The 17,553-nt window shown below is 64.5% G+C and carries 18 protein-coding genes; 9 read left to right on the top strand and 9 right to left on the bottom strand.

Annotated elements, in window-relative coordinates:
- Positions 1-24: 24 nt before the first annotated feature.
- The gene (locus GDN70_RS15490; RefSeq protein ID WP_049801720.1) at positions 25-996 is read left to right on the top strand and encodes an IS110 family transposase; all 972 of its coding nucleotides are present in this window, start codon (positions 25-27) and stop codon (positions 994-996) included.
- A 201-nt stretch (positions 997-1,197) separates the two neighbouring features.
- On the opposite strand, the gene GDN70_RS15485 is transcribed toward GDN70_RS15490, so the two are convergent.
- The 3 genes from GDN70_RS15485 to GDN70_RS15475 form a co-directional block, all read right to left on the bottom strand.
- Positions 1,198-2,175 carry an NADPH:quinone oxidoreductase family protein gene (locus tag GDN70_RS15485; protein WP_038949933.1) on the bottom strand — a complete coding sequence of 326 codons (978 nt, stop codon included), beginning with the start codon at positions 2,173-2,175 and terminating at the stop codon, positions 1,198-1,200.
- Positions 2,175-2,783 carry a 2-hydroxychromene-2-carboxylate isomerase gene (locus GDN70_RS15480; RefSeq protein WP_038949934.1) on the bottom strand — a complete coding sequence of 203 codons (609 nt, stop codon included), beginning with the start codon at positions 2,781-2,783 and terminating at the stop codon, positions 2,175-2,177. The genes GDN70_RS15485 and GDN70_RS15480 overlap by 1 nt, the downstream gene beginning before the upstream one ends.
- A gap of 157 nt (positions 2,784-2,940) precedes the next feature.
- Positions 2,941-3,642 (bottom strand): glutathione S-transferase N-terminal domain-containing protein, encoded by a 702-nt coding sequence (locus GDN70_RS15475; protein ID WP_038949935.1) that lies wholly within the window; start codon positions 3,640-3,642, stop codon positions 2,941-2,943.
- A 131-nt stretch (positions 3,643-3,773) separates the two neighbouring features.
- On the opposite strand from GDN70_RS15475, the gene GDN70_RS15470 reads away from it, so the two are divergent.
- Positions 3,774-4,796, top strand: coding sequence for a methionine synthase (locus GDN70_RS15470; RefSeq protein WP_097668546.1), 1,023 nt, complete (start codon positions 3,774-3,776; stop codon positions 4,794-4,796).
- A 25-nt stretch (positions 4,797-4,821) separates the two neighbouring features.
- Here GDN70_RS15470 and GDN70_RS15465 read toward each other — a convergent pair whose 3' ends face one another.
- From GDN70_RS15465 to GDN70_RS15455, 3 genes are read right to left on the bottom strand one after another with little or no spacing between them, the layout of a single operon-like run.
- Positions 4,822-5,484, bottom strand: a complete 663-nt coding sequence (locus tag GDN70_RS15465; RefSeq protein ID WP_049806658.1) for a hypothetical protein — start codon at positions 5,482-5,484, stop codon at positions 4,822-4,824.
- Positions 5,485-5,508: 24 nt separating this feature from the next.
- The gene (gene gpt, locus GDN70_RS15460) at positions 5,509-6,036 is read right to left on the bottom strand and encodes a xanthine phosphoribosyltransferase (RefSeq protein ID WP_028141188.1); all 528 of its coding nucleotides are present in this window, start codon (positions 6,034-6,036) and stop codon (positions 5,509-5,511) included.
- Between the two features lie 36 nt (positions 6,037-6,072).
- Positions 6,073-6,810 (bottom strand): molybdopterin-binding protein, encoded by a 738-nt coding sequence (locus GDN70_RS15455; RefSeq protein ID WP_038949938.1) that lies wholly within the window; start codon positions 6,808-6,810, stop codon positions 6,073-6,075.
- Positions 6,811-7,086: 276 nt separating this feature from the next.
- On the opposite strand from GDN70_RS15455, the gene GDN70_RS15450 reads away from it, so the two are divergent.
- From GDN70_RS15450 to GDN70_RS15425, 6 genes are all read left to right on the top strand, one after another.
- Positions 7,087-8,505 carry a circularly permuted type 2 ATP-grasp protein gene (locus GDN70_RS15450; RefSeq protein ID WP_038949939.1) on the top strand — a complete coding sequence of 473 codons (1,419 nt, stop codon included), beginning with the start codon at positions 7,087-7,089 and terminating at the stop codon, positions 8,503-8,505.
- A 4-nt stretch (positions 8,506-8,509) separates the two neighbouring features.
- The gene (locus tag GDN70_RS15445) at positions 8,510-9,454 is read left to right on the top strand and encodes an alpha-E domain-containing protein (protein WP_028141191.1); all 945 of its coding nucleotides are present in this window, start codon (positions 8,510-8,512) and stop codon (positions 9,452-9,454) included.
- Positions 9,455-9,624: 170 nt separating this feature from the next.
- On the top strand, positions 9,625-10,473 hold the full coding sequence (locus GDN70_RS15440; RefSeq protein ID WP_038949940.1) for a transglutaminase family protein: 849 nt from the start codon (positions 9,625-9,627) through the stop codon (positions 10,471-10,473).
- A 69-nt stretch (positions 10,474-10,542) separates the two neighbouring features.
- On the top strand, positions 10,543-10,950 hold the full coding sequence (locus tag GDN70_RS15435) for a carboxymuconolactone decarboxylase family protein (protein ID WP_152102739.1): 408 nt from the start codon (positions 10,543-10,545) through the stop codon (positions 10,948-10,950).
- Positions 10,951-11,064: 114 nt separating this feature from the next.
- Complete coding sequence (locus GDN70_RS15430; protein WP_028141194.1) at positions 11,065-11,823, top strand: proteasome-type protease; 759 nt, start codon at positions 11,065-11,067, stop codon at positions 11,821-11,823.
- Between the two features lie 24 nt (positions 11,824-11,847).
- The gene (locus GDN70_RS15425; RefSeq protein ID WP_028141195.1) at positions 11,848-12,606 is read left to right on the top strand and encodes an SDR family oxidoreductase; all 759 of its coding nucleotides are present in this window, start codon (positions 11,848-11,850) and stop codon (positions 12,604-12,606) included.
- A 234-nt stretch (positions 12,607-12,840) separates the two neighbouring features.
- Here the strand turns inward: GDN70_RS15425 and GDN70_RS15420 are convergent, their stop codons facing one another.
- Positions 12,841-14,079 (bottom strand): MFS transporter, encoded by a 1,239-nt coding sequence (locus GDN70_RS15420; RefSeq protein ID WP_095426284.1) that lies wholly within the window; start codon positions 14,077-14,079, stop codon positions 12,841-12,843.
- Positions 14,080-14,239: 160 nt separating this feature from the next.
- On the opposite strand from GDN70_RS15420, the gene GDN70_RS15415 reads away from it, so the two are divergent.
- Entirely contained in the window at positions 14,240-15,490 is a 1,251-nt protein-coding gene (locus GDN70_RS15415; RefSeq protein ID WP_038949944.1) for a NupC/NupG family nucleoside CNT transporter, read from the top strand.
- 23 nt (positions 15,491-15,513) lie between these two features.
- Here GDN70_RS15415 and GDN70_RS15410 read toward each other — a convergent pair whose 3' ends face one another.
- Together GDN70_RS15410 and GDN70_RS15405 are read right to left on the bottom strand one after the other, a co-directional pair.
- Entirely contained in the window at positions 15,514-16,731 is a 1,218-nt protein-coding gene (locus GDN70_RS15410) for a rhomboid family intramembrane serine protease (RefSeq protein ID WP_038973679.1), read from the bottom strand.
- 271 nt (positions 16,732-17,002) lie between these two features.
- The gene (locus GDN70_RS15405; protein ID WP_152102738.1) at positions 17,003-17,530 is read right to left on the bottom strand and encodes a cupin domain-containing protein; all 528 of its coding nucleotides are present in this window, start codon (positions 17,528-17,530) and stop codon (positions 17,003-17,005) included.
- Between the last annotated feature and the right edge of the window lie 23 nt (positions 17,531-17,553).

Genomic DNA, 17,553 nt, shown 5'->3' with positions numbered 1-17,553 from the left:
CATCACAAGGGAGGGTCGAGGAAGATGGCCAAACGTAACACGATCTGTGCTGGAATCGATACCAGCAAAGATAAGCTCGACGTGGCGCTCGATGGCAGTTCGGAGGAGCTGCAGGTCAAGAACACGGCGGAAGGCCACCAGGAGCTGGTGGAGTGGCTGAAGCGCCACAAGGTCAAGCGGGTTGGGATCGAGGCAAGCGGTGGTTACGAGCAGGCGGCGGTCGCCGAACTGCGACGCCAGCGGTTTGTCGTCATCGTGTTTCAGCCGATCCAGGTCCGCGCCTATGCCACGTTCCATTTGCAACGGGCCAAGAACGACAAAATGGATGCCGCATTGATTGCGGCCTGCACCGCCGCGGTCAAGAAGATCCATCCCGCTCCAGACCCCCGGCTGCAGCCTTTTGCCGTGCATCTGACGATGATCGACCAGATCAAGGAGGACATCGCAAAGCTCAAGAATCGGCTGGAGAGCTGCCCTGACGAACGTATCCAGAAGTTCTGGAAGGAGCAGATCGCTCTGTTGGCCAAGCACAGACGAGCCGAGTTCAAGGCCCTGGTGGCAGCGATCCGCAAGCATCGCGATCTCGCCGCACGGCTCGATCTGATCTACAGCGTTGGCGGCAGCGGCTTGCCGACCGCGGTTGCCATCTTGATCAGGATGCCCGAGATCGGTCAGATCACCCGCGAGCAAGCCGCAGCCCTCACCGGGCTTGCGCCGTACGATGACGACAGCGGCAAGCATGTCGGCGCCCGCAGGATTGACGGCGGACGCCAGCGCTTGCGTCAGGCGCTCTACACCGCAGCTCTTCCGGCATCCTTCCGCTGGAATCCGCAGCTCATGGCCCTGTACAGCCGGCTGATCGCCGCCGGCAAGGGCCACAAGCGCGCGCTGGTCGCCTGTGCCAGGAAGCTGATCGTCATCATCAACGCCGTCGTCGCCCGCGGAACACCGTGGGTCGCCGAACCGCCCAGAACCGCGAGTGTGTCCGTCACCTGATCTCGTTTCCTTGTTCGATCAGGCGACCGTTTCTTCGTCCCGACCTGCCGTCAAGACGACGCCGCGCGCCGCGGCCGTCAAGGATGGCCGTCGCGCTCGTCTCACCTCACGTCGACTGCCGCCAGGCCACGCCTTGACGGCCGCAAGCACGGCGTCATGCTCGCGGAAATCGGGCGTGCTTTAATGGTTGCTACGGCACTTTCACTCCATCATCAGCGCCACACGCCCGATCGCCTTGCGGTCCATCAAGAGCCGCATTGCCTTCGCGTAACCTTCCAGCGGCAGGCGATGCGAAACGTTGGGGCGCAGCTTGCCCTCCTCCGCCCATTGCAGCAGCGCCTTCAGGCGCGCCTCTCCCAGCGCAGGGTTCTTTCGTACCGCCTCGCCAGCGCGCACGCCGAGCACGCTGGCGCCCTTGATCAGCAGGAGGTTGGTCTTGGCCGAGCCGATGCCGCCGGTGAAGCCGATCACCAGCAGCCGCGCGCCCCAGGCGATGCAGCGCATCGAGTCTTCAAAAACCTGACCGCCGACGGGATCGAACACGACGTCCGCGCCGCGACCGTCGGTGATGCGTTTAACGGCGTCGCGAAACGGCTCGCGGTCATAGCGGACGAGATGATCGGCGCCGCGGGCCTTGGCGATGGCGAGCTTCTCGTCGCTGGACGCCGTCGCGATCACGGTCGCGCCCAGCATCTTGCCGATCTCGACGGCCGCCAGTCCCGTGCCGCCGCCGGCGCCATGCACCAGCAGCACCTCTCCCGGCTCGATCCGCCCGCGATCGATCAGCGCATGATAGGCCGTGCCATGGCCGGCAAGATAAGTCGCAGCCTCGGCGTAGTCGAACGTCGACGGCTTAAGGGTGAGCTGCGACGGCGCGACGATGGCTTCGTCGGTGAATGCGCCGTGCCGCATCTTCACGATGACCTTGTCGCCAACAGAAACGCCCTTCGCCTCCGCACCCAATTCGGTCACGTCACCGGCAGCTTCCATGCCGGGCGTGAACGGCAGCTCCGGCTTGAGCTGATATTGGCCGGCGGCCATCAGCACATCAGGAAAATTCAGCCCGGCCGCGCGAATCGCGACCCGCACCTCGCCCGGCTTTAGGGCGCGCGACGGAAACTCTTCCAGCCGCAAGGTTTCGGGCTCGCCGAGCGAGTGGCAGACGACGGCGCGCACCATCAGGCCGCACTCGCCTTGCTGCGCTTGAGCGCCTCGCGGATCAGCGGCAGCCGGTCATTGCCGAAATACATGTCGGTCTTGTTGACGAAAATCGTCGGCGAGCCGAAGCCGCCGCGCGCGACGACCTCTTCCGTATTCGCCTTGAGCTGATCCTTGATCGCTTGCTCGGCGATGCCGGCGAAGAATTTCGGCTCGTCGATGCCGACCTTCCTGCAGATCTCGGCGAGCACGGAGTCCTGCGAGATATCCTTGTCCTCGCCCCAATAGGCATCGAACACGGCGGTCGCGAACGGCACCATGTCCGCGGCCAGCCAGATGCAGCCGCGCATCGCCTTGACGCTGTTCACCGGAAACACCGTCGGGGGCATCTTGATCGCAAGGCCAGCCGACCGCGACCAGTCCTGAAGATCCTTCTTCATGTAGCGCGCCTTCAGCGGCACCGGCGTCTCGCGCTGCGCGTAGACGCTCGGATTGACCGTGTTGAAGATGCCGCCGACCAGGATCGGCCGCCAGACGATCTCGACGCCCAGCTCCTTGGCGAGCGGCCGGATGTTGTGGAAGGCGAGATAGGTCCAGGGGCTGGAGCAGTCGAAGAAGAATTCGATCATGGCGTTTCCTTTTGCTCTCGTCATTTCGGGGCGCGCCCTCTTGGGCGCGAGCCCGGAAACCATTCGCTCCTGGCTCTGCGGCCCGATGGATTCTCGGGTGCGCAATTGCGCACCATAGCTCGCGACTTCGTCGCGCCCCGGAATGACGGCGTGGCCGTCACTTCCTTCCCAACACTTCCTTAGCCCTTTGGCCGAACATGATCTTGCGTGATTCCTCGTCGAACGGCTCTTTCACGAATTTTCCGATCGCAAGCCCCGCCTGCACCTGCGGCCTGGCGCGGACCTCGGCATACCAGCGTTTGACGTTCGGATAGTGGTCGAGCGTAAAGCCCTGCGCCTTGTGGGTCATGGTCCAGGGGAAGCAGGCGATGTCGGCAATGGAATAGTCGCCGGCGACATATGCGCCGGTCTTCTCCAGCTGCCGATCGAGCACGCCGTAGAGCCGGGCCGCCTCGTCGCGGTAGCGCTCGATCGCATAGGGGATCTTCTCCGCCGCATAGAGCGCAAAATGCCCGTGCTGGCCGAGCATCGGCCCGAGGCCGGCCATCTGCCACATCACCCATTGAATTGTGGCGGAACGCCCGCGCAAGTCGGCGGCCAGGAAGCGGCCGGTCTTTTCCGCGAGATAAATCAGAATTGCGCCGGTCTCGAACACCGGGAACGGGCTGCCACCGTCGGCGGGTGCGTGATCGACGATCGCGGGGATGCGGTTGTTCGGGGAGATCGCCAGAAACTCGGGACTGAACTGCTCGCCGGCGCGGATGTCGACGGGCTTCACCGTATAGGGAAGTCCGAGCTCTTCCAGCATGATCGAGATTTTCCAGCCGTTCGGCGTCGGCGCGTAATGGAGATCGATCATGACCTTTCCCTCGGCATCCTTTGGCCTTCCCTGTCGATGCCGCCAGCTAAAATAACGACTCTTGTTGTTCTGTACCTCGACGTTAGGACATGGCAGGAAGGGGCGCAACACAACCTGCCGGGAGGGCCGCCATGCTGTTTCCAACCACGATCGCCGGCTCCCTGCCGAAGCCGGAATGGCTTGCCGAACCCAATATGCTCTGGGCGCCCTGGAAGTCACAGGGCGAGGAGTTGCTCCGCGCCAAGCGCGACGCGACATTGATCTGGCTGAAGATCCAGGAGGACGCCGGAATCGACATCCTCACCGAGGGCGAGCAGGCCCGCCAGCATTTCGTGCACGGTTTTCTGGAGAAGATCGACGGCATCGATTTCGCGCACAAGGTCGAGATGGGCATCCGCAAGGACCGCTACAAGGCGATGGTGCCGCAGGTGGTCGCCCCGCTCCGGCTCAAGGGCCGCGTCCATGCCTTCGAGGCGCGCGCGGCGCGCACGCACACGAAGAGGAAGCTGAAGTTCACCCTGCCCGGCCCGATGACCATCATCGACACCATTGCCGACCGCTACTATGGCGATCGCGTCAAGATGGCGTTTGCCTTTGCCGAGCTGCTCAACGAGGAGGCCCGGGCGCTGCAGGCCGACGGCGTCGATCTCGTGCAGTTCGACGAGCCCGCCTTCAATGTCTACATGGACGAGGTCAACGATTGGGGCATCAAGGCGCTGGAGCGCGCCGCGCAGGGCCTCACCTGCGCCACCGCCGTGCACATCTGCTACGGCTACGGCATCAAGGCCAACACCGACTGGAAGGAAACGTTAGGCAGCCAATGGCGGCAGTATGAGCAGATCTTTCCGGCGATCGACGCCAGCCCGATCCAGCAGGTCGCGATCGAATGCCGCAATTCGAAAGTGCCGCTCGATCTGCTGGCGCTGCTCAAGAACAAGATCGTGCAGGCCGGCGTGATCGACGTTGCGAGCGACACGGTGGAGACTGCGGAGGATGTCGTGAAGGTGATCGACGCGGTGTCGAAATTCGTGCCCAAGAGCAACATCATCGCCACCACCAATTGCGGCATGGCCCCGATGCGGCGCGAGATCGCCGAAGCCAAGCTGATGGCGCTCGGCGCCGGTGCCGCGCTGGCGCGCGAGAAGCTCGGGTGACGGCTGGGATCCGCAGGCCGCCCTGCTAGTCCAGCGCGGTCGGATGCAGCGCCGGTTGATATCCAGCGTTCAGCGCACGCAGCGTGGACGGGGGCGTCAGCAGCATTGGGCTCTCCAGCTCGCGCTCGGCGGGGGCATAGCCGGCTGGCGACCATAACAGCGCCCTTCCCTGCACCACCAGAAAGCTCTCCTCGCCCCGTTGAACCATCGCGCCGTCGGGCAATTCTGCGAGCGGCACCGGCACTGCGTGCAGGCGCTTGCGGCCATGATCCAGACGCTCGAGGTGGAGCTGGGCGTCCATCGCCTTCGCACTCACCTTGCTCACGCCATTACCCCTCTCCCACGCCGCGCGAAAGCGGTTGGCATCCTCGCGCCGGCAGAAGAAGCAGGGCCGGTGACCTGCGGCAAAGGCGGTGGCCTCGTCGAGAAAGAACAGCTCGGTCCAGCTCCGCCGCGCCATCACCGGCCGGCGCCAGCCGCGGAATTCGCACAGGCATGTGATCCAGGCCGGCGACGACCAGCGCTTCTTCAGGAGCGTCTTCGTCGCGGGATCGTGGATGATGCCGCGATTGCCGGTGAACGTGCCGCGATGCGGGGTGGCGATGATGTCGCCGAGCGGTGTGACGCGGTTTTGGAGCGGGCGAGTGGCGAATGGGGAATTGCGAATTGGGGATTCACTACTCGCCATTCGCCCCCCGCCATTCCCACTTGGTCACGCCGCGCCGTCGCGGAGCGGCGGGTGGTAGGACAGCGCGGTGTCCCAGGGGAAGAAGATCCAGGTATCCTGCGAGACTTCCGTGATGAAAGTGTCGACCAGCGGGCGGCCCTTCGGCTTGGCGTAGACGGTGGCGAAATGCGCGTCGGGCAGCATCTCGCGCACCAGCTTGCCGGTCTTGCCGGTGTCGACGAGATCGTCGACGATCAACAGCCCCTTGCCAGTGCCACCACCAAGCTTCATGGCCTGTTCCGAAATACCCTTGAGAACCTGGAGGTCCCCCTGCTTGTCGTGGTCGTAGCTGGCGACGCAGACCGTATCGATGATGCGCACGCCGAGCTCGCGCGCCACGATCGCGGCCGGCACCAGGCCGCCGCGGGTGATCGCGATCACGGCGTGGAACGGGCCGACCTCGTTGAGCCGCCAGGTCAGCGCCCGACAGTCGCGGTGGAACTGGTCCCACGAGACCGGGAAGGCCCTGCCCGCCCGCTCCTGCGCACTCAGTTCCGGTGCTTCACCTGCCATTGTCGTCTCCTGCTTCGCCTGCCGGCAAATTCCCTGCTAACGAGTGATGTTCAATCCTGCCAGCATTTCCTTCACCGCGCTCATGGCTGCCGCGAGCTTGTCAGCATCGCGCGAGCGCACCACGAGGTTCGTATTCGGCTTCTGCTCTTCGTCCATGAAGGGGTAGCTGCCGATGATGGTGTCGGGATGGGCGGCGGCGATCGCGCGCAAGGGGCTGCCGATGTCGCCTTCCCGCGCATTGGCGCGGACCGATTCGGAGAGCATGCGCACGCCCGATTTCAGCTTGGGCGAGACGATGTCCATCATCGCCTGCATGATCGAGGGCACGCCGGCCATCACGATGACATTGCCGATCTTGAAGCCGGGCGCGAGGATGGTCGCGCTCTGGATCAGCTCGGCACCGTCGGGGATGCGGGCCATGCGCAACCGGGCCTCGTTGAGATCCTGCTCGCTCCAGCGCTCCTTGAAACGGGCGACCACCTCCGGATGGTGGTCGATGCCGACTCCGAACGCCTTGGCGACGCTGTCGGCGGTGATGTCGTCATGGGTCGGCCCGATGCCACCGGTGGTGAAGACGTAGGTGTAGCGATGCCGCAGTGCATCCAAGGCAGCGATGATATCGGACTCGTCATCGGAGACGACCCGGACCTCCTTCAGGTCGATGCCGATATTGGTCAGGTATTCGGCGATGAAGCCGATATTCTTGTCCTTGGTCCGGCCGGACAGGATTTCGTCCCCAATGACCAGAATGCCCGCCGTGACGATCTCGCTCATAACTTAAGTCCCTCACCTGTGGCGCCGACTTTGCCGAGGTAACGCGTTGAAGTCACGCGGTTTTGCTGTCGAAATAAGCAGTCCTCAGCCATTTTTTCAGGCAAGCCGCCGGCCATCCCCGACAAATGCTGCCAGTCCATGCTTATCGCGCTGGCCCGGCCCTTGCTACCACATGAAAGTCATGCACTCTTGCCGCATGGTCAGGACGTTGCGGCTTCACCAGGGCCTGGCGACCTGTCCATTGGCGCAACGCCTTGCGGAGAACAGTCGGCATCTATGGCAGTCGCGTTTGATGAAATGAATATTCCGGGCGGGGACCTTCGCCCCGCCTACCAGGAGCTGGCGCGCTGGCTCAAGGAGACGCCTCCCGAGGCGCTTGAATATCGCCGCCAGGAGGCCGAGCTGCTGTTCCGCCGCATCGGCATCACCTTCGCGGTCTATGGAGAGGCCGAATCCACCGAGCGCCTGATCCCCTTCGACGTGATCCCGCGGATCATGTCGGGCAAGGAATGGGCACTGCTGGAGAAGGGCCTGAAGCAGCGCGTGCGCGCGCTCAACATGTTCCTGCGCGACATCTATCATGGCCGCGACATCCTGCGCGCCGAGATCGTGCCCGACGATCTGATCTTCCAGAACCCGGTGTTCCGGCCCGAGATGAACGGCCAGCAGGTGCCGCACGACGTCTATGTGCACATCGCCGGCATCGACATCGTCCGGGTCGATGCCAACGACTTCATCGTGCTGGAGGACAATGCGCGCACGCCGTCCGGCGTGTCCTACATGCTGGAAAACCGCGAGATCATGATGCGGTTGTTTCCGGATCTGTTCGCCCGCCACAAGGTGGCGCCGGTCGAGCGCTATCCGGACGAGCTGCTCTCGGCGCTCCGCTCCGTCGCGCCGCTCAGCGCCTCGGGCGAGCCGACGGTCGCCCTGCTCACCCCCGGCGTCTACAACTCGGCCTATTACGAGCACTCATTCCTCGCCGACAAGCTCGGCATCGAGCTGGTCGAGGGCCGCGATCTCATCGTCAAGAACAACGAAGTGTTCATGCGGACGACCGAGGGCGTGAAGCGGGTCGACGTGATCTATCGCCGCGTCGACGACGACTTCCTCGATCCCCTCACCTTCCGTCCCGATTCCGCGCTCGGCGTGCCCGGGCTGATGTCGGCCTATGCGGCCGGCAACATCACGCTCGCCAACGCCGTCGGCACCGGGATTGCCGACGACAAGGCGATCTACTCCTACATGCCGGACATCGTGAAATTCTATCTCGGCGAGGAGCCGATCCTGAAGAACGTGCCGACCTGGCGCTGCCGCGAGCCGAAGGACCTCGCCTATGTGCTGGATCATTTGAGCGAGCTCGTCGTCAAGGAGGTGCACGGCTCCGGCGGCTACGGCATGCTGATCGGGCCCGCCGCGACGAAGGCGACGATCGAAGCGTTCCGCGAGAAGCTCAAGCGCGAGCCCGAAGGTTTCATCGCGCAGCCGACGCTGGCGCTCTCGACCTGCCCGACTTGCACCGCAAGCGGCCTCGCCCCGCGCCACGTCGATTTGCGCCCCTTCGTGCTCACCGGCAGCAAGAGCACGACCATCGTGCCGGGCGGCCTGACACGCGTCGCGCTGAAGGAAGGCTCCCTGGTGGTGAATTCGAGCCAGGGCGGCGGCACCAAAGACACCTGGATCCTGGACGAGTAGTCAGATGCTGTCGCGTACCGCCGAAAACCTCTACTGGCTCGCCCGCTACGTCGAACGGGCCGAGTATCTCGCGCGCACCATCGATGCGACGCTGCGCGTCACCGCGCTTCCCGCCGCCTATATTGGCAAGACCAATGAATGGGACTCGGCGCTGCTCACCGCCGGCGTCGCTGCCAGCTTCTATCAGACCTACGAGGAAGCCAACGAGCACAACGTCGTCGACTACCTCTCGTTCTCCGTGGACAACCCATCCTCGATCAGGAACTGCATCGAGGCGGCGCGGCTGAACTCGCGCTCGGTCCGCACCGCGCTGACCAGCGAGATGTGGGACACCATCAACTCGGCCTGGATCGAGCTTCAGGCGGTCTGGAGCAAGGGCACCTCGACGCGCGAGGACCTCGCAAAATTCCTGCGCTTCGTGCAGGAGACCTCGCTGCGCTTCGACGGTTCGGCGTACCGGACCATGCTGCGCAACGACGCCTACTGGTTTTCGCGGATGGGCGTGCATCTGGAGCGCGCCGACAACACCGCGCGCATTCTCGACGTGAAGTATCACGTGCTGCTGCCCGAGGAGGAGCATGTCGGCGGCCCGCTCGATTTCTATCAGTGGAGCTCGATCCTGCGCTCGGTCTCGGCGCTGACGGCCTATCACTGGGTCTATCGCGAGACGCTGAAGCCGTGGCTGATCGCGGACCTGCTCATCCTCAACGACACGCTGCCGCGCTCGCTGGCCAGCTGCTACGGCAATCTCGTGCGTAACCTCGACCAGATCGGTGTCGCCTATGGCCGCCAAGGCCCGGCCCAGCGCCACGCCCGCGGCATCCGCAACCGGCTGGAACACAGCAATATGAACGACATTTTCCAGCATGGCGTGCATGAATTCATTCAGGAATTCATCACCGACAATTCCAGGCTGGGCGAAATCATCACGAAGCAGTATTTGATCTGATGTCACCCGGCTGACGACATGGGATACACCGTCATGGCCGGGCTTGTCCCGGCCATCCACGTTCTTGCTTTCGCGCGACGAGGAAGAACGTGGATGCCCGGGACAAGCCCGGGCATGACGAGCTTCTTTGCGGCGACAGTCGGGCCTAACCACTAACGACACGGTCCACCATGCGCCTGCGAATCCTGCACACCACGACCTATCGCTACGAGCCGGCGGCCACCAGCGTGATCCAGATCCTGCGCATGACGCCCGGCAGCCATGACGGGCAGTATGTTGCGGAATGGCAGATCGACGTCTCCACCGACACCAAGCTCGACACCCACGAAGACGCCTTCGGCAACGTCACCCATGTGCTGTCCTGCGGGCCCGTCGGCGACATCAAGATCACCGCAGAAGGCCTGATCGAGACCCACGACACCGGCGGCGTGCTGCGCGGGACCGACGAGCGCTTTCCGGCCGGCATGTTCTTGCGCGCCACCGATCTCACCTCGGTCAATCCGGCGATGATGGCGGTTGCGCGCCAGTTGCGCAGCGAGGCCGAGAGCGACACGCTCGGCTTCCTGCATACGCTGATGACCGAGATCGGCGATCACATGACCTTCGACGAGGACCCGACCAACAGCGGAACCTCGGCGGCGGAGGCGTTCACGCTCAAGCGCGGGGTCTGCCAGGACTACGCGCACATCTTCATTGCCTGCGCCCGCACCGGCGGCGTACCGGCGCGCTTCGTCTCCGGCCACTTCCTGCGCTCGGACGGCACGGTGCATCAGGACGCCGGCCATGCCTGGGCTGAAGCCTACGTTCCCGATCTCGGCTGGGTCGGATTCGATCCCGCCAACAGCATCTGCGCCACCGACGCCCATGTCCGCGTCGCGATCGGCCTCGACTATCTCGGCGCAGCCCCGGTGCGTGGCACCCGCTATGGCGGCGGCGCTGAGACGCTGGCCGTGGCCGTGAAGGTCGAGCAGGCCGGCCGCGGCGGGCCGTCGCAATCGCAATCCCAACGGCAGAGCTAGGCGCAGCCGTCCGAACGCATGGGTCGTGCTACACTCGCGGGGATCGAAGTTGCCCCCCGCGAGGTACCAATGGCCACTGTAAAGCTGCTTTCGGACGATGAACTCTCCACCGAAGCGCGCGCCGTCTTCGACGATATCCGCAAGGTGCGGAAGTCGGACTTCGTCAACAATTTCTGGCGCGCGTTGGCGCATGATCCGAAGACGCTGCGCAGGACGTGGGAGAGCATCAAGGAGGTGATGGCTCCCGGCGCACACGATCCCAAGGTCAAGGAAATGCTTTATGTCGCGGTTTCCATCGCGCATGGCTGCAGCTACTGCATCCATTCGCACACCGCCGCTGCGCGGGCCAAGGGCATGACGGAGGCCGAATATGCCGAGATGCTCGCCATCGTCGGCATGGCCGCGGAGACCAACCGGCTGGTCACGGCACTCGGCGTGCCGGTTGACGAGGCGTTTCTCGTGGATGCGGCGGATTGAGTGACAGAGCTAGCTGCCGCTCCCCGGAATGACGACCTTCCCATGGGAATCGGGGGTTGGACCGGCCTCCGAAATTGGCTAGTAATTCCGCGCAAACGCGTTCGGGGACTGGAAATGACCTATTGTTGCGGAATCCTGGTTCGGGATGGTCTGGTGATGATCGCCGACACCCGCACCAATGCCGGCCTCGACAACGTCTCGACCTTCCGCAAGCTGCACATCTTCTCGAAGCCCGGCGAGCGCATCATGGCGATCGCCAGCGCCGGCAACCTCGCCATCAGCCAGTCGGTGCTGTCCACGCTGACCGAAGGCCTGGAGGACCCCAACACGGGTGAGGTCGAGACGCTGATGAACGCGCCGACCATGTTCCAGGCCGCCCAGCGCATCGGCCGGGCGATCCGCGCGGTGCATGCGACCGAGGGCCCCGCGCTGAGATCCGAGGACGTCTCGTTCGACGTCTCGTTCCTGTTCGGCGGCCAGATCAAGGGCTCGCGGATGCGCCTGTTCATGATCTACACCGCCGGCAATTTCATCGAGTGCACCACCGATACGCCGTACTTGCAGATCGGCGAGCACAAATACGGCAAGCCCGTGCTCGACCGCGCCATGCATTACGACGTCGAGCTGTACGAGGCGCTGAAGACCGGCCTGATCTCGATGGATTCGACCATGCGCTCCAATCTCGGCGTCGGGCTGCCGATCGACGTGCTGGTGGTGCGTGCCGATGCCTGCGAGGCCGATCTCAACCATCGCATCGAGGCGGGCGAGCCCTATTTCCACGATCTGCGCTCGCGCTGGTCGGCGGCGCTGCGCGCGGCGCACCAGAACATTCCTCGGCCGCCCTACAAGAACGAAAAAGAACCCAAAACCTGACAGCATGAGAAAAGGCAGGAAACAATGAGCGAAGCAAAGAAGATCGCAGTGGTGACGGGCGCCGGCACCGGTGTCGGGCGCGCCGCGTCGCTGGCATTGATGAACACCGGCTTCACCGTGGTGCTGGTCGGCCGCCGGCTCGACATGCTCGAGGAGACGGCAAAGCTCGGCCCCGCCGGCAAAAGCCTGTGCGTCACCGCCGACATGACCAAGCCTGATTCGATCGCGGCACTGTTCGACAAGGTGAAGGCGACCTACGGCCGCCTCGACGTGCTCTTCAACAATGCCGGCATGGGCGCCCCCGCCGTCAACTTCGAGGATCTCGGCCTCGAGCAGTGGCAGGCGGTGGTGAACACCAACCTCACCGGGCCGTTCCTGTGTACCCAGCACGCCTTCCGCATCATGAAGGATCAGACCCCGCGCGGCGGCCGCATCATCAACAACGGCTCGATCTCGGCGCACGCGCCGCGCCCGTTCTCGGCGGCCTACACCTCGACCAAGCACGCCATCACCGGCCTGACCAAGGCCAGCAATCTCGACGGCCGCATGTACGACATCGCCGTCGGCCAGGTCGACATCGGCAACGCCGCGACCCCGATGACCGATCGCATGGTCAACGGCCCCGGCGTGCTGCAGCCTGACGGCACCACCAAGCACGAGCCGCGCATGGATGCGAAAGCGGTCGGCGATGCCGTGGCCTACATGGCCGGCCTGCCGCTCGATGCCAACGTGCTGACCATGACGGTGATGGCGACCAAGATGCCGTTCGTGGGGCGGGGCTGAACTCAAAACTGCGAAAACAACCCCATGCACAGTAGGGATCTCTTTGATTCCTCTGTGCTTTGTCCGAGACTTTCGGGGGGCATCCAGTCCCGTGCCCCGGACGCGGTGCGGCATGCAATGACGCGCTGCTGAGCCGGGGCCCATGCCTCCGCGATCTCGTGCTTGTGCTCCTGGGTCCCGGCTCAGCGGCGCGTCACTTCGCGCCGCACCGCGTCCGGGACACGAGACATTCCCCTACTCCAAACTCTCCACCTGCCGCAGGCTCGGAAACAGCTTCATCCACAAAAGCGCCACCGCAACGGTGGCAACGCCGCCGAGCACGGCGGCCGGCATGGCGCCGAGCAGTGCGGCGGCCACTCCGCTTTCGAACTGGCCGAGTTGGTTCGAGGCGTTGATGAAGAGGAAGTTCACCGCGCCGACCCGGCCGCGCATCTCGTCGGGCGTGGACAGCTGCACCAGCGAGAAGCGGATCACGACGCTGATCGTGTCGGCAGCACCGAGCACGGCGAGCGCGAGCACCGACAGCCACATCCAGGAGGACAGCGCGAACACGATGGTGGCGAGGCCGAACACGATCACGGCCTGAAACATGCGCAGGCCCACGTGCCTCGAGATGGCGTGACGTGCCAGCACCATGGTCATCAGGAGCGCACCGACCGCCGGCGCGGCACGGAGCACGCCGAGCCCGACCGGACCGGTCTGCAGAATGTCGCGGGCATAGATCGGCAGCAGCGCGGTGACGCCGCCGAACAGCACCGCGAACAGGTCCAGCGAGATGGTGCCAAGGATCGCCGGATTGCTGCGAATGAAGCGAACGCCGGCAAAGATGTTGTCCGAGTCCATCCCCTGCTTCGCGATCGCCTGCGGACGCGGCCGGATGAAGCCGGTCAGGATCATGCCGAAGATCCAGAACAGCACCATCATGGCATAGGCAAGATGCGGGGCGACCGCATAGGCGAAGCCGCCGAGCGCCGGGCCGGTGATGGTCGCGACCTGCGCCGCCCCGCTGGAGACTGCGGTGGCACGCTGAAGCGAGCCCTGCGGCGCGATCAGCGGCAGCAGCGCCGCCGTGGTCGGGCTCTCGAACGCGCCGGCAATGCCGAGCACGAAGGTCGCGATGAAGATCTGGACTTCGCCGACCGCGCCGAGATAGGTGATGATTGCGAGATAGAGCGCGGTCGCCGCTTCAACGAACTGGCAGAGCTGGACCACCCGCTTGCGCTCATAGCGGTCGGCGGCGTGGCCGGCGACGAACACCAGGAGCGCGGTGGGCAGGAACTGCACGAGGCCGACCATGCCGAGGTCGAAGGCCGAGCCGGTGAGATCGTAGATCTGCCAGCCGATCGCGACCGCCGCGATCTGGCTGGAAAAGCGCGACAGGCTGCGCGAGAGCAGGAAGAACAGGAACGCGCGGTGGGCGAGGAGCGCGCGGGCGCTGACCGGCGGATGTCCGGAATTTAGCTGCTCTGGCATCGCCTTTTGGGTCACCCTCGGACCGCTCTCCCCCTCACTGTCGAAGGCCCCCGCGTGGCCGAGGTGGCCCCGCTTGTCAACAGTGGGGCGCTTCTAGCGGCTCCCGGCATTGCCTTTGCAGCGCCGGCCCGGCCATAATCATTGAGGGTTTGGGGACATCATGCTGCGTTTGCAATCGGCACTCGGCATTTTCGCATTGCTGTTGATCGCCTTCGCATTGGCGGAGAATCGGCGCGCCGTGTCGCTGCGGCAGGCGGCGATCGGCCTCGTCGCCACCTTCGTCACCGCGATCGTGCTCCTGAAGCTGCCGGTCGTCGCGCACGCCTTCGGCGCCATCAACGATGCGGTCGGCGCGATCTCGGCTGCCTCGCGCGCCGGCTCCGCCTTCGTGTTCGGCTATGTCGGCGGCGGCGCCCTGCCCTTCGACCTCAAGGTGCCTGGCGCCGATTTCATCCTGGCGTTCCAGGCGCTGCCGATCGTGCTGGTCATGAGCGTGCTGACGACGCTGCTGTTCTATTGGCGCGTGCTGCCGCCGATCGTGCGCGGCATGGCCTGGCTGCTGGAGCGGACGCTCGGCGTCGGCGGCGCGGTGGGCCTCTCGACCGCCGCCAATATCTTTCTCGGCATGGTCGAGGCGCCGCTGTTCGTGCGGCCGTATCTGAAGCAGATGACTCGCAGCGAATTGTTCCTGGTGATGACCGGCGGCATGGCGGGCATCGCCGGCACCGTGCTGGTGCTCTATGCGACGCTCCTTGCTCCTCTCATTCCCGACGCGGCCGCGCACTTCGTCATCGCCTCCGTGCTGGGCGCGCCGGCCGCGATCCTCGTCAGCCTGATCATGGTGCCTGAAACCTCCAACACGCGTACCGGCGGCACGCTCGAAGATCCGGAGATGGAAGTCTCCAGCACGATGGATGCGATCGTGAAAGGCACCAGCGCGGGGATCGAGCTGCTGATCAACATCGTCGCCATGCTGCTGGTGCTGGTGGCGCTGGTCTATCTCGTCAACGCCATGCTCGGCCTGCTGCCGAATGTTGGCGGCGCCGCGATCTCGTTGCAGCGCCTGCTCGGTCTCGTGATGGCGCCGGTGTGCTGGCTGATGGGGCTGCCATGGGATCAGGCGGTGACGGCCGGTAGCCTGATGGGCACCAAGACCGTGCTCAACGAATTGATCGCCTATGTCGACTTTGCGAAGCTGCCGGGCGATGCGCTCGACCCGCGCTCGCGACTGATCATGCTCTACGCGATGTGCGGCTTCGCTAACTTCGCCAGCCTCGGCATCATGATCGGCGGCTTGGGCGTGATGGCGCCGGAGCGGCGCGAGGAGATCAACGCGCTGGGATTGAAGTCGATCGTATCAGGAACGCTGACGACGTGCTTGATGGGGGCGGTGGTGGGGGTCATCACGTGACCCGTGGTGATGCCGTAGCCTGGTCAACTGCACAATTTCGACTTCTGCAAGATGCGGCGCACCTCGGCCAGCTTGGCACGGCAGGGCTCGACCGCCATGGCCTTCGCCTCGCTCGTTCGTCCCTGCGCCCACAGCAACACCGCCATCAAGCCCTGTGCCCCGGAGCGCACCGGCCCACCCGCCACATCTGAAGCGGCGAGCGACAGGGCGGTTCGCGCCTCCGTCTCGGCGGCACTGAGGTTGGCTTGTTCCAGGAAGAAGACCGCACGGAACACGTGGGCCCGCGCGTCTTTTGGGTAGCGGGTGACGAGATCGAACGACCGGCTGACCATCTCGTCAGCCTTCGCCGGCACTTCCGACGCGCGGATATAGTGCACGGCATCGGCCATGTAGGACGAATAATGAACGGCGGCGAAGCCGGCGCAGATCAGAGATCCGAGGGATGCTGCAAGCAACGTCATGCCGGCGCTCCGCGGCAGGCTGTCATAGGACCAGAAGGCGAGCCACGGCGTGATCGCAAGCGCGGCACCGGCCACCGCACCGCCTGCATGGGCATAATAGTTGACATTGCCCGAGGCGCCGAATGCCAGCGGCAGCAGTGCGGGAACACCGAAGAAGAGCGACGTCTTCAGTCTCGATATGGTTTGATCGGCGTCCGCTTCGGGCTCGAAGCTCGCGACGAACAGCGCGGCGATGAGCCCGGTGATGGCGCCGGACGCGCCCACGCCCACCGTGCCGGGGCCATTGCCCAGCAGAGAGCCGACCTCGCCCGCCACTGCACTGGCGACGAAGATCAGCGCAAACCAGCCACGGCCGATCAGAGACTCCAGCCTGACGCCGACGATGAACAACCCAATGCAGTTGCTGACGAGGTGCCACCCGCTGCCGTGCAGCAGCGGCGCAAGGCCAATCCTCCACCACTCTCCTCGTCCGACAACGAGATCGTAGCCCGACGCGCCCTGGGCGATCAGCGAGCGGACGTCGAGGTCACCATCCCGCGCAACGTCGATGGCCAGGCTGCGTTGCAGAGCGAAGATCAAAAGCAGACCGAAAATCAGGCCAATGGTGAGGAAAGGGATATCGGCCAGAAGCCTGTTATCGCCAAAAAGCGTCCCTTCGCTCGGCAAGGGCCGAGCGGGGTCGCGCACGATCTCCCGCACGGTCGGCGCGGCGACGGGTTGAAACGACGCTCTTGACGGCGGCGCCGTAACGCCGCGTCGGCCAAAAGTGTTGGTCGCCATGAAAGCACTCCCGCGTTTTCACATCCTTGAGTTGCCGCGAGAGGTATTTTCGATTGGTTAGCGCCCGCCCTGCAGGTCAGCTGAAACCATCCGACTGGTAATTGCCCGGTTTCCCAGATCGCGTGCTTTTTAGCGATCGTGACGGGAACGCTGACGACGTGCTTGATGGCGGTGTGGGGGCTGGAGTCGCGACGGTCCTGCAGCCCGGATGGAATGCAGCGCAATCCGGGCTACGTACCCATCACAGCAATGACGTAGGAGAGAGATCGGCCTACGCCTTCAATTCCACCGTCCTGAACTCCGCCGGCAGGATCACCTCCAGCAGTTCGACGTCATCCGAATAATCCAGGATCATGTGCTTGATCTTCGGCGGCTGGGTCCAGGCGCTGCCTTCTTTCATCAACGTCTCGCCCTGCCCGTCCATATAAGTCTTCACCCAGCCCTTGAGCACGTAGACCATCTGGAAGTCGACGTCGTGAAAATGCAGCTTTGACACCTCAGCCGGATCGCAAGGACCTTGCAGCCGGATCACGTGCGCTTGCGCGAGGCCATGGCTAGCGTCGGCGATGCCGAGGTCGCGGTATTTCGCGTAAGCGCGCAGGCCATCGGCCTTGAAGTCTTCCTCGCGGTGATGGCTGATCGCGATGCGCTGCCTGGGACGTGCGGGCTTCTTCGGTACGGCAGTGCGAGCCTTTGCCTTCACCGCCTTGCGTGCCGAGGATCGCGCCGCCGCTTTGGCGCCGCTCCGCTTCTTCACTGCGGTCTTCGTTGCGGGTCTTGATGCCTTTTGCTTGACCATTGTCTGCCTCCCTGATCTGAGCG

Source organism: Bradyrhizobium sp. TM102 (assembly GCF_009176685.1).
GTDB lineage: Bacteria > Pseudomonadota > Alphaproteobacteria > Rhizobiales > Xanthobacteraceae > Bradyrhizobium > Bradyrhizobium ottawaense.
Note: the sequence above shows the minus strand (reverse complement) of the source record. Positions and strands in the feature narration are given on the sequence as shown.

Excerpts from the sequence above, each read along its gene's own strand:
- GDN70_RS15475 (WP_038949935.1), bottom strand. The coding sequence starts at position 3,642 with ATGATCGATCTCCATTACGCGCCGACGCCGAACGGCTGGAAAATCTCG.
- GDN70_RS15455 (WP_038949938.1), bottom strand. The coding sequence starts at position 6,810 with ATGAGCGAGATCGTCACGGCGGGCATTCTGGTCATTGGGGACGAAATC.
- GDN70_RS15415 (WP_038949944.1), top strand. The coding sequence starts at position 14,240 with ATGCTGCGTTTGCAATCGGCACTCGGCATTTTCGCATTGCTGTTGATC.
- GDN70_RS15445 (WP_028141191.1), top strand. The coding sequence starts at position 8,510 with ATGCTGTCGCGTACCGCCGAAAACCTCTACTGGCTCGCCCGCTACGTC.
- GDN70_RS15405 (WP_152102738.1), bottom strand. The coding sequence starts at position 17,530 with ATGGTCAAGCAAAAGGCATCAAGACCCGCAACGAAGACCGCAGTGAAG.
- GDN70_RS15450 (WP_038949939.1), top strand. The coding sequence starts at position 7,087 with ATGGCAGTCGCGTTTGATGAAATGAATATTCCGGGCGGGGACCTTCGC.
- GDN70_RS15430 (WP_028141194.1), top strand. The coding sequence starts at position 11,065 with ATGACCTATTGTTGCGGAATCCTGGTTCGGGATGGTCTGGTGATGATC.
- GDN70_RS15435 (WP_152102739.1), top strand. The coding sequence starts at position 10,543 with ATGGCCACTGTAAAGCTGCTTTCGGACGATGAACTCTCCACCGAAGCG.
- GDN70_RS15440 (WP_038949940.1), top strand. The coding sequence starts at position 9,625 with ATGCGCCTGCGAATCCTGCACACCACGACCTATCGCTACGAGCCGGCG.
- GDN70_RS15485 (WP_038949933.1), bottom strand. The coding sequence starts at position 2,175 with ATGGTGCGCGCCGTCGTCTGCCACTCGCTCGGCGAGCCCGAAACCTTG.
- GDN70_RS15470 (WP_097668546.1), top strand. The coding sequence starts at position 3,774 with ATGCTGTTTCCAACCACGATCGCCGGCTCCCTGCCGAAGCCGGAATGG.
- GDN70_RS15490 (WP_049801720.1), top strand. The coding sequence starts at position 25 with ATGGCCAAACGTAACACGATCTGTGCTGGAATCGATACCAGCAAAGAT.
- GDN70_RS15410 (WP_038973679.1), bottom strand. The coding sequence starts at position 16,731 with ATGGCGACCAACACTTTTGGCCGACGCGGCGTTACGGCGCCGCCGTCA.
- GDN70_RS15480 (WP_038949934.1), bottom strand. The coding sequence starts at position 2,783 with ATGATCGAATTCTTCTTCGACTGCTCCAGCCCCTGGACCTATCTCGCC.
- GDN70_RS15465 (WP_049806658.1), bottom strand. The coding sequence starts at position 5,484 with ATGGCGAGTAGTGAATCCCCAATTCGCAATTCCCCATTCGCCACTCGC.
- GDN70_RS15420 (WP_095426284.1), bottom strand. The coding sequence starts at position 14,079 with ATGCCAGAGCAGCTAAATTCCGGACATCCGCCGGTCAGCGCCCGCGCG.
- gpt (WP_028141188.1), bottom strand. The coding sequence starts at position 6,036 with ATGGCAGGTGAAGCACCGGAACTGAGTGCGCAGGAGCGGGCGGGCAGG.
- GDN70_RS15425 (WP_028141195.1), top strand. The coding sequence starts at position 11,848 with ATGAGCGAAGCAAAGAAGATCGCAGTGGTGACGGGCGCCGGCACCGGT.